Source organism: Halanaerobiales bacterium (assembly GCA_035270125.1).
In the GTDB taxonomy this organism is placed as follows: Bacteria; Bacillota; Halanaerobiia; order Halanaerobiales; family DATFIM01; genus DATFIM01.
The window spans coordinates 1-11,474 of record DATFIM010000205.1 but is presented as its reverse complement, the minus strand read 5'-3'; the positions used below and the strand labels follow the sequence as shown (position 1 = coordinate 11,474).

The window sequence follows — 11,474 nt, the reverse complement described above, 5'->3', positions numbered from 1 at the left end:
CTGCCAGGTAAATTAACAATTAATGTTTTTCCTCTAATTCCAGCTTTTGCTCTGGAAAGAGCAGCCATTGGAGTGATTTTCACTGTATCCATTCTCATTTTTTCAGGTATACCTGGAACTTCTTTTTCAATTATTTCAGCTGTTGCTTCAGGTGTTATATCTCTTTCAGCAAAACCGGTACCTCCTGTTGTTAAGACAAGATCGGCTTTGTCACTATCAGCTATAATTTTCATTTCTTCTTTAATTATAGCTCTTTCATCAGGTATTATTTTATAATCAACAATATCTCCATTAATTTCAGTTATCATTTCTTTAATTACCTGTCCACTTTTATCTTCTCTTTCACCTTTAGACCCTTTATCACTTACTGTAATTATTACTGATCTTATCATAATTTCCACCTACTTTATTATATTCAGTTAAGCTTATTAATCTTTTTTTCTCTTATAAACTCCACTTTTACCTCCAGATTTATATTCCAATTTAATATCATTAATAATCATTGACTTATCAACAGCTTTACACATATCATAAATAGTAAGAGCTGCTATACTTACCCCTGTTAATGCTTCCATTTCTACCCCAGTTTTTCCACTGTTCTTTACTATCGCTTCAATTATTATTTTGTTTTCATCCTTAAACTTAAATTCTAAATCAATTCCACTTATTAAAAGAGGATGGCACATTGGAATAATATCAGGAGTCTTTTTCACTCCCATAATACCGGATATTCTTGCTGTCTCAAGAACTGCTCCTTTTTTCATATCACCTTTTTTTATCATTTCTAAAGTTGAAGATTTCATTTTTACTTCTCCAACTGCAATTGCTTTTCTTTCAGTAATATCCTTTTTACTTACATCTACCATTTTTACTTTTCCTTTTTCATCAATATGACTAAACTTATCTGTCATTGTTAACCTCCAATCTGTGACATAGTTCTATCTCTATCATTATTATCAGCAAAATTAAGATCATGACTAATAGGTTTAATAGATAGAGCTTCTTGATAAGCTTTGATTATACTTTCTCTATTAAAATCTTTGGGAATCTCAACTTCAAGATCACGAGCAAGACAGGGGCGAAATTTCCCATCTGCTGTTAAGCGAAATCTATTGCATTCTGCACAAAAATGCTCACTCATTGGACTTATAAATCCTATACTACCCTTGCTTCCTGAAATTTTAAAATATCTTGCAGGGCCATTACCTTCAGTTTCAGCCTTTATAAGCTCAAATTTATTTTCAATTTTCTTTTTAACTTTTTTCATCTCATAATACTCTGCGCCATTAATATCATTACCAAGGGGCATATATTCTATAAAACGGACATGAAGAGGTTTATCTATACTAAGTTTAGCAAATTCAATAAGTTCATCATCATTAATACCTTTCATAACAACCATATTCAATTTTACTGGGTTTAATTCATATTTAAGAGCAGCTTCAATACCAGCTATTACTTTATCATATTGATCCCGGCGAGTAATTTCTTTATACTTATCCTTTTTTAAAGAATCAAGACTTATATTTACTCTATCAATTCCAGCTTTTTTTAATTTTTTTGCTTTCTCTGCAAGTAAAACTCCATTTGTTGTTAAACTTATATCATTTAAATTTAATTTATTTAAGCTGCCTATTAATTCTACCAAGTTAAGTCTAACAAGAGGTTCTCCTCCTGTTATTCTGACATTTTTAATTCCCAATTCTTTACCAATTTTAACTATCTTAATAATTTGTTCATAGCTTAAAATATCCTCATGACTTTTTGTTTCTATACCTTCTTCAGGCATACAATATTTACAGCGCAAATTACATCTATCAGTAACAGAAATTCGAAGATAATTTATTTTTCTTCCCCAGTTATCTACTAATTTTTCCACCTGATCACCATCCTATCTTATTTATTTCCAACTATTGATATATTACCAGTTTTTTCAGTTTTATATCCACCTAATTTTTCTATCTTTTTCTGTGTTTCCTTATTTCTAAGTAAAGAAATAAGATATTCAATTCTTTTGTCCTGAAGATCTTCTTCAAATAATATTAAATCATATCTTTCTTCAGTAACTGGAATAAAATCTACTTCAGTTGCTTTAGCTGCTGCTTCAATTCCAAGCGCAGCATCAGCACTACCTCTACCAACTGCAATTGCAGCTGCAATATGAGTGAATTCTTCCTGTTCATAACCATTTATTTCTGATGGTTCTATTTCATTTTTATTTAAAAGATAATCAAACAAAACTCTTGTTCCTGCACCTCTCTGTCTGTTAATAAAAGAAATATCTTTTGCCAATAAATCAGAAATAGAATTTATATTTTTGGGGTTTCCTTTTTTAACATAAAAGCCCTGTTGTCTTTCAACAAGAGTGATTAATGCCATTTTTTTATCTTTGAAAATCCTTTTTAAATGAGTTAAATTATAGTTACCAGTTTCTGGATCAAGTAGATGAGCTCCTGCCAATTGACATTCACCTCGTTTAAGAGCCATCAACCCTGCCATACTACCTACAGATTGTATATTTAAGTAAAAATCTTTCATATTTTTTTGAATTTCATCCTGAATTAAATCAAGACTTAAATCATGACTTCCAATTAAAGAAAGATTGTTTTTTATTTTTTCTTTTCCTTCCAATAAAATTACTGGAGCTTTATCATTCTTACTTAAACCTTCTTTATTTTCTGAAATACGTATTATCCCATCTGCCTTAACTATTGATTCCATAGCTGCTGAACCTCTCTTTTTAGGGACAGCAATAATCTCATCATTTATTTCAGTTAAATTTACTCTTAAAAATTCTTCCAAACCAATATTAGAAGGGATTTTTCTTTTTACTTTAGCTTCAATTTCTGGAAGTTCAGGACTTTTTAGTCCCTGAAGAGAATAAATTAATTTTCTAACAAATATATTATTATTAAGCAAGGCAGAAAGAGGATATCCAGGCAAACCAATAACTGGTTTATTATTAACTTCAGCAAGTATCACTGGTTTTCCAGGCATAATATTTACACCATGAATTATAACTCTTCCTAATTCTTCTAAAATTCTTAACGTATAATCTTCTTTCCCGGCTGAAGAGCCTGCTAAAACAATTGTTATATCATTATTTTTTACAGCTTCTTCAATATTTTTTTGAATCATTTTTTTCTGATCAGGAATAATATCAGTAGTACCTGCTCTGCCACCCCATTTGGTAATTGATGATTTTATCATTTTTGAATTAAATTCTACTAATTGACCTTTCTTTAATTCACTATCACCTTTTACCAATTCATTACCTGTTGGTATTATTTTAACTTCTGGTTTTTTATAAACCGATATCTTTTTCACACCTGCTTCAATTAAAGCTCCAAGGTCAAAATCTCTTATTTTATGATTTGAAGGAATGATCATTTGACTTTTTACAACACTTTCGCCTATACTTCGAATATTATGCCAGGGACTTACTCCTTTTTCTATTTCAAAAATATCTTCATTTTCAACTACATTTTCAATTTTTATTACTGCATCAAAATCATCAGGTACTGGATCACCTGTATCTACAAATACAGCTTCTTTCCCCTTTTTTAATTTTACCGGATTTCTTTCACTTGCTCCTGCAGTAATTTCAGATTTGACTGCAATACCGTCCATAGCAGAAGCATAAAAATTAGGAGCTGAACGTCTGGCATATACTGCCTCAGAACTAACTCTACCGATAGTTTTTTCAACTTCTATTTCTTCTGCTTCTGTTCTTAAATTATGGAATTTACCAAAAAACTTCTGTTTTGCTTCAGCTAATGAGACTTTATTTAAATATATTTTTCTCATAAAAACCCCTTCTTTTAATATATTTCAGGTTCTATTAATTCAACTTTTATTTTATCACCTTTATTTTTTCCTTCTTCATAAGTATCGATTCTAATTAAAGCATCTCCTCTTACTAAGGTTGTAATAAGACTTGATTTTCCTAAAATTGGTTCAGCCATTAATTTTTCATTATCCCTAAACAAACGAACAGGTATATACTCTTCTCTACCTTTATCTGAAACTACATTTCTGGTTAATTCTGCCTGAAAACTATAGTCAAAATTATTATCAGTTGAACTTTCATTAATTCTACCTATCTCTTCAGCTTTAATTTCTCCTAATAAAAATTGAATTATAGGTTTTAAAAGAATCCTGGTTACTGTCCAGGCTGAAGCAGGGTGACCGGGAAGTCCAATTACAGGTGTTCCATCTATTATTGCCAGAATAGTTGGCTTTCCTGGTTTTATAGATAAACCATGGAGTAAAACCCCAGGTTCTCCAATTGAGTCTAGAATTTTAATTGTCATATCTTTTATGCCAACTGAGCTACCTCCAGAAATTAAAACTAAATCTGAATTAAGATTTTTTTCAACAGCATTTTTTAACAAGTCAAATTCATCTTTTATTATGCCTGCTCTTTTCGTTTCTGCCCCATATGAACTAAGTAAAGATGTAATAGAGTAACTATTAATATCTTTTATTTCCCCAGGGCCAGCCTTTTCACCAGGTTCTATAAGTTCATCACCAGTAGAAATCACAGCGACTTCCGGCTTATTATAAACCTCAATCTCCGTAATACCAAGTCCTGCCATTGCCCCTATATCACGAGGTCTAACTCTATGCCCTTCAGTAAACAAAGTTTCACCTTTTTCGATATCTTCACCTTTAACTACTACATTTTCTCCAGCAGCAACAGCTTTTGTAGTTTCTATTGTATTATCATCAAGATATTCAGTATATTCAATCATTAATACAGCATCTGCTCCTTTTGGAAGCATTCCACCAGTAGGTATTGCTACAGCCTCACCTTCTTCAATTTCAAGTTCAGTTTCTTCACCCATTTCAATTTCTCCAATAACCTCAAAATAAGTCGGTAAATTAGCTGATGCTCCTGCACTATCTCGGGCTTTAATAGCAAAGCCATCTACTGTAGATCTACTAAAAGGAGGAAGACTTTCTCTTGCTTGTATTTTCTCTCCACAAATTCTCCCAAGACTATTTTCCATTGCAATTTTTTCTTTTTCAAATTTTTTGTTTTTAAGATTAATTTTAATCTTATCCCAAAATGATTCAAGATTATTTAGATCTAGAAATTCTGACATATTTTCATCCTCCATTAACTATAAATTTGCTAAAATAAACCTAATTGACATCCTTTTATTTTTATATCTGCATCATTTAATAACTTACCTATTTTTCCAACACTAACTCCCAGAACATCTGCTAAAAGATGAGCCTTATAACATATGATACTTTCTTTATTAAAAATAATATCTCTTTTATCATTACTGTAATCAATAATAATATCTGCTTTTCTGGCAGCTTTTTCTGCAGAATATTTTTTCTCTAAATTATTATTTTTTAAGAAAAATACTAAAGTTGGATTTATAAAATCTATTATATTATTACCCTCATAAATTTTATAATCGTAGTTTTCATCAAGATCTTCCTCTATTTTATCAATACCTTTAGCTAAATTATTGAGATTTGATTTCAAATAAACTGCTTTATTTGCTCCTGCCTTAAGATAACGCCCTGTATCTTTTTCCTCATTATTTTTTATATCTTCCTCAACACTTATTATCATATCTTCTTTATCTTCACTGACAGCAGCTTTAAAAGCAAAAATTTCACCACATAAATTCTTTATTGTTTCTTCAATGAATTTAGTTTTTCCAATTTTACTGCACTGGCCTGATACAATTATTTTATCCAAATAAATCCCCCCCTGTCTAATTAATAAACATGAACAGCTGAAGCTTTAAATGTTAAATAAACTTCTTTTCCTTTTTTTAAATCAAATTCTTTAAGAGATTGTCTGGTAATATGAACAGCAACTTCTACGCCTATATCTACAATTACTTCCAAATAATTAAGTCTATCTTTTATAATTTTAACTTTTCCCTTAAATGAATTGCGGGCTGAAGAAGAAAAAATCTCAGTAGAAATAATTATATCTTCAGGTCTAATTGTTAAGTTTGCCTTATTCTCAATATTATCAATTATAGTTATTTTAAGATTTTTATTTTTCCCTTTAACTAATACTTCATTCTCTTTATCAGTAGCCCTGGCTTCATAAATGTTTTTAACTCCAACAAATTCTGCTACAAAATTTGAGGCAGGTTTTTGAAATATTTGATCAGTTTCACCTTTTTGTTCAATCTGACCATTATTCATAACTGCTATTCTATCTGCCAAAGCTAGAGCTTCAACAAAATCATGAGTTACATGAAGAGTTGTTGTTCCTAATTTATTATGTATTTTTTTTAATTCATTTATTAAATTTTCGCCAGTAGCTGGATCAACCGCACTTAAAGGTTCATCTAAGAGTAAAACATCTGGAGAGGTTATTAAAGCTCTGGCCAGGGCCACCCTCTGTTTTTCCCCACCACTTAAAGTATTTACATCTCTAGCTAAAAGGTCTTCTATACCAAAAAGTTCTAGCATCTCCTGTAATTTATTCTCTATTTCATCTTTACTATATTTATTAGAAGTCTTTAAACCAAAAATTATATTATTTTTTACATTTAGATGGGGAAAAAGCATATAATCCTGATAGACCATTCCCACCTTTCTTTCTTCTGGAGAAAAATTGGTAATATTTTTATCTTTAAAAAATATAGAACCTCTATCTTCTTTTATCAAACCTGCTATTATTTCCAGAATAATAGTTTTACCGGTTCCAGTAGGTCCCAGAATAACAAAGTATTCTCCACTATCAATTTCTAAATTTATATTTTCTACCTTAAAATCATCATACTCTTTTTTTATATTTTCTAATTTTAGCATTTTATCCCTCAGTCCTATCTTCAACAGAACTCATTTTAGCATTAACAAGACGGAGAACAATGAAAACTATTAAACTAGCCAGAACCATTATGGCAGCTATTGGGCGAGAATACTTTAAACCAAATGAGGCAAATCTTTCATAAATTAAAACCGGGGCACTCATTGGATGATAGGCTAATATTACTACTGCTCCAAATTCAGATAAACCTCTAGCCCACATCATAAGAGAACCAGAAATTATATGACTTAAATTAAGAGGAAGTGCTATTTTGAAAAAAGTTTGAGCAGGAGAAGCTCCCAAACTTCGAGCGACTTTTTCCAGTCGGGGATCAATAGCTCTAAAACCTTCAACTGCATCATTTAGAAGAAAAGGCATACTAACAAACATCATAGCAATCACAATTCCTGCAAATTCACCAACAAAACTCAAACCAAAATTACTAAAAAATTTACCGAGAAAAAACCTATTACCAAATACAGTAAGTAAGGCTATCCCAGCAGCAGTATGGGGAATAATAACAGGCAAATTCATTATTCCTTCAATAAAAACTTTTCCGGGAAAATTTACCCTGGCTAAAAAATAAGCCAGGGGTACTGCTAAAAAGATTGAAACCAGAGTAGCAACTAAAGAGGCTCTAAATGTTCTCAAAATTGTACTATATACTTCTCTTTCTTTTACTGTATCTAAGAGCATATTTACACTGCTACCTGTAACTAGTTTGAAAATTGGGGCAAGCACAAAAAATATTAATATTAAAGATAATATTGTAATTGTAAAGTGGAAAAAAGACTTCTTTATCATATTTACTCTTCCTCAACAAGTGGTTTTATTTCCTCCGGAATTGCTTCCATATCACTAACTACAGGTGGACTAATAGCTGGCTGCCCATTTTTTTCCATTATTTTTTGTCCCTCTGGGCCGGCTAAAAACTTCATAAAGGCAATTGCTCCTTCTCTATTTGGCGGATTGTGAGGTATGGTTACTCCATAAACCATTGGTTTACCAGTCTTAGTTATTGTTTCGCCAGGTTCCTGTCCGGAAACATCAAAACTGGCATTTGCATAAAAATTTTCATACTCATTTGTTTTAAGGTTAATTTTATCAGGAAGGATTACAAAAGGAGCTCCATGTTGTTTTGCAACTGAACGATAAATAAATATGTAATCCAGTTCCCCTGCTTCTAATAAAGCAAGTAAATCAGTTTCTTTAGGTCTTACATTTTTTGGCGGACAGTTTTCACTTAAATCATTATAAAGATTTTCTTCATTATAATGTAATTCAGCTAGTTTCCAGACTAATTGGCTTCTATAACCACAGGGATCTGCATCTGGATCAGAATGACCATATTCTACATCATCACGTAGTAAAATTTCATACCAGTTTTCACTATTAATTTCATCCTTATACTTAGAATGTTCAGTATACATAATAGCCATCTCATTTGTAGCAAAATTTAGGTACCAATCAGCATGATCAGGAATCATTAAACTTTCAATAACTGTATAATCAGCTGAGGCTACTATATCAGCCTTTCTACCTAAATCAGTAACTTTTCTGGCTGTAGTTCTGCTACCAGCTGATTCTCTTACAACATTAGCTTTAGGATATTTTTCTTCAAAAGCTTTTTCCATATCAGAAAAAGGAATACTTAATGATCCAGCATGAAAAATCACTATTTCTCCAGAAACTTCCTCAGCCATAACATTATTACCAGCAAAAACTAAACTAAAAGTCAAAACCAATAAAACCGCTAACACTTTTTTCATTTTTAAAAATCCCCCTTTGAGTTTTTTGAGTCTCAAAGGAAAGAAGAGAATATTACAAATAAAAAATGCCGATGTATGAGACATCGGCAGCATGTCTCCTTTCCAATCCGGGAGGAAAGTCAGTTTCCCAACAGACCCTATCGGCTTTAATACCATAGTTTACACCTTAGATTTTAAAGCTCGAAGACTCATATTTATTTTGTTTTATTATATCCTATTTTTTCAGAAAAGTAAAACTATAGCCAAAACTTTCTTTCATAGTCTATTCTTCTCTTTACTTCTTTTGGAGCAGGGCCTCCTAAAGAATCATAATTTTTTAAGCTTTCTTTTACATCAAGGATCCCAATTAATTCTTCATCAAATAGTTCAAATTTTTCAGGAAAAATTTCTTTCCATTCTAATAAACTAATATCATTAAGTTCTTTAGATTCCTTTTGAGCGTATAGTACTGCTTTCCCTACCATTTCATGAGCTTTTCGAAATGGAACTCCTTTTTTAGTGAAATAATTTGCCAACTCTGTAGCATTTAAAAATCCTTTCCCTACTGCTTTTTCCATTTCAGATTCATTTATTTCCATTGTTTTAATCATTTTAGGATAAAGCTTAAGTATTACTTTTAGCGAATCTATGGTTTTAAATAATCCTTCCTTATCTTCCTGTAAATCTTTATTATAGGCTAAAGGAAGTCCTTTTAAAGTTGTCATAAGCTGAAAAAGATTTCCAAAGGTCATACCTGTTTTTCCTCTAACAAGTTCTGCTAAATCAGGATTTTTCTTTTGAGGCATAATACTACTGCCAGTAGTATATTTATCTGCCAGGCTAATAAAGTTAAATTCTTTAGAATTCCAGAGAATAATTTCTTCACTAAAACTGCTGAGGTGAATCATAATATTAGAAACAATAGCTAAAAATTCTACAATATAATCCCTGTCACTAACTCCATCAATTGAATTAAAAGCCGGTCTATTAAAACCTAGTTCTGAAGAAACCCATTCCCTATCTAAAGGGAATGAGCTCCCAGCTAAAGCTCCAGAACCTAAAGGCATTATATTAATTCTTTTTAAATTGTCTTCTAATCGCTCATAATCTCTTTTTAATTTAAAATAATAAGCTAAAAAATGATGAGAAAAAGTTATCGGTTGAGCTCTCTGCAAATGAGTATAACCAGGCATAATGACTTCTAAATTTTCATCTGCAATTTCAAGAATAGTACTCATTAAATTTTGTAATAACTTTTCTATATTATTAACTTCTTTTCGCAAAAACAATCTCATATCAAGAGCAACCTGGTCATTTCTACTACGAGCTGTATGCATCTTCCCAGCTAATTCTCCAATTTTTTCAGTTAATCTTTTTTCAACTAAACTATGAATATCTTCAGATTCATTTAAATTTATTTTATCTTTTTTTATTTCTTCTTTTAGATCATCTTTTACTTTTTTTAATCCATTTACTATTTTTTCTTTTTCTTCTTCTTTTATAATATTTTGTTTTGACAACATTTTTACATGGGCTATACTACCTTGAACATCATATTTATATAATCTTATATCAAAATTAAGAGAATTATTAAATTTTTTCATTAACTCAGCTGTTTCTTCTTCAAATCTTCCTCCCCACAATTTCATCTAAACACCTCATTTTTCTGCTGTAATTTTTAATTTTTTAATATTATCTGACCAACTTTTTTCTTCATTTTTAGAATTTTTCACCTGATTTGCTACTTGAACCGGTAAAGCCCAGAGATTAATAAAACCTGGGGCAGAATTGTGATCAAAGGCATCTTTTTCGTCATAAGTGGCCAAACCATATTGATAAAGAGAATTATTCGATTTTCTACCAACTACTACTGCCTTACCTTTTTCTAACTTTAATTTAACAACTCCATTCACTGATTTTTGAGTATTATCAATAAAAGAATCTAAAGCTTTTTTAAGTGGTGAAAACCAGAGCCCATTATAAGTAAGTTCAGCATATTTTTTTGAGATATTTTCTTTATATTGTAAAGTTTCTTTATCTAAAGTAAGAGATTCTAACTCTCTATGGGCTTTTAAGAGAATCTCTCCAGCTGGAGTTTCATAAATCTCACGAGATTTAATTCCTACAAGTCTATCTTCTACCATATCAATCCTACCTATCCCATAAGTAGATCCTATTTTATTCAATTCACTTACTAATTTTACAGAATCCATTTCAGTACCATTTAAAGAAATTGGTTTCCCATTTTTAAAAGCAATTGTTAAATAAGTTGATTCATCAGGAGTATCCTTAATATCATTTGTCCATTGATAGGCATCAGCAGGAGGTTCAGTCCAGGGATTTTCTAATTTTCCACACTCTACACTAAGGCCCCATATATTTTGATCTATACTATAAGGACTTTCTTTGGTAGCTTTTACTTTAATATCATTTTTAGCTGCATATTCTATTTCTTCTTCTCTTGTTGTAAAACCCCAATCTCTCAAGGGAGCTATAATTTCTAATTCTGGGGCAAGAGCTTTAAAAGAAACTTCAAAACGAACCTGATCATTTCCCTTTCCAGTACAGCCATGAGCTAGAGCATCAACTCCTTCTTTTTTAGCTACTTCCACCATTTTTTTTGCAATAAGAGGACGTGCCAGAGCAGTAGCCAGCGGATATTTACCTTCATAAAGGGCATTGGCCTTCAAACCTTTAAAAGCATAATTTTCCAGAAATTGTTTTTTCAAATCAACAATATAAGCCTTTTCAGCACCTGTTTCCAGAGCTTTTTCTTTTATCTGTAACCAATCTTCATCCTGTCCTAAATCAGCTGTAAATGTTATAATTTCTGCCCCATATTTTTCTTCCAACCATTTTATACTTACAGATGTATCAAGTCCTCCAGAATAAGCAAGTAAAATTTTATCAATCTTTTTATTTGAATTTTCCAT

Annotated in this window: 11 protein-coding genes and 1 riboswitch; all 11 genes read right to left on the bottom strand. The window is 31.0% G+C overall.

All coding sequences use genetic code 11. From position 1 onward, the window contains the following. Positions 1-392, bottom strand: a 392-nt coding sequence (locus VJ881_10435; protein ID HKL76467.1) for a MogA/MoaB family molybdenum cofactor biosynthesis protein, incomplete at its 3' end; no start/stop codon positions are given. A gap of 36 nt (positions 393-428) precedes the next feature. Beyond that, complete coding sequence (gene moaC / locus VJ881_10430) at positions 429-911, bottom strand: cyclic pyranopterin monophosphate synthase MoaC (GenBank protein ID HKL76466.1); 483 nt, start codon at positions 909-911, stop codon at positions 429-431. Positions 912-913: 2 nt separating this feature from the next. Further along, positions 914-1,879, bottom strand: a complete 966-nt coding sequence (gene moaA, locus VJ881_10425; GenBank protein ID HKL76465.1) for a GTP 3',8-cyclase MoaA — start codon at positions 1,877-1,879, stop codon at positions 914-916. Positions 1,880-1,896: 17 nt separating this feature from the next. Beyond that, on the bottom strand, positions 1,897-3,807 hold the full coding sequence (locus VJ881_10420; protein HKL76464.1) for a molybdopterin biosynthesis protein: 1,911 nt from the start codon (positions 3,805-3,807) through the stop codon (positions 1,897-1,899). Between the two features lie 14 nt (positions 3,808-3,821). Next, positions 3,822-5,108 carry a gephyrin-like molybdotransferase Glp gene (glp, locus tag VJ881_10415; GenBank protein HKL76463.1) on the bottom strand — a complete coding sequence of 429 codons (1,287 nt, stop codon included), beginning with the start codon at positions 5,106-5,108 and terminating at the stop codon, positions 3,822-3,824. A gap of 29 nt (positions 5,109-5,137) precedes the next feature. Next, positions 5,138-5,722 (bottom strand): hypothetical protein, encoded by a 585-nt coding sequence (locus VJ881_10410; GenBank protein ID HKL76462.1) that lies wholly within the window; start codon positions 5,720-5,722, stop codon positions 5,138-5,140. Between the two features lie 20 nt (positions 5,723-5,742). After that, positions 5,743-6,795 (bottom strand): tungstate ABC transporter ATP-binding protein WtpC, encoded by a 1,053-nt coding sequence (gene wtpC / locus VJ881_10405; protein HKL76461.1) that lies wholly within the window; start codon positions 6,793-6,795, stop codon positions 5,743-5,745. Between the two features lies 1 nt (position 6,796). Further along, on the bottom strand, positions 6,797-7,597 hold the full coding sequence (locus VJ881_10400; protein HKL76460.1) for an ABC transporter permease: 801 nt from the start codon (positions 7,595-7,597) through the stop codon (positions 6,797-6,799). Between the two features lie 2 nt (positions 7,598-7,599). Next, on the bottom strand, positions 7,600-8,562 hold the full coding sequence (wtpA, locus tag VJ881_10395; protein HKL76459.1) for a tungstate ABC transporter substrate-binding protein WtpA: 963 nt from the start codon (positions 8,560-8,562) through the stop codon (positions 7,600-7,602). A gap of 79 nt (positions 8,563-8,641) precedes the next feature. Next, a riboswitch (molybdenum cofactor riboswitch) is annotated at positions 8,642-8,760 on the bottom strand. A gap of 38 nt (positions 8,761-8,798) precedes the next feature. After that, positions 8,799-10,190 carry an argininosuccinate lyase gene (gene argH, locus VJ881_10390; GenBank protein ID HKL76458.1) on the bottom strand — a complete coding sequence of 464 codons (1,392 nt, stop codon included), beginning with the start codon at positions 10,188-10,190 and terminating at the stop codon, positions 8,799-8,801. Positions 10,191-10,199: 9 nt separating this feature from the next. Beyond that, positions 10,200-11,474, bottom strand: coding sequence for an argininosuccinate synthase (locus VJ881_10385; GenBank protein HKL76457.1), 1,275 nt, complete (start codon positions 11,472-11,474; stop codon positions 10,200-10,202).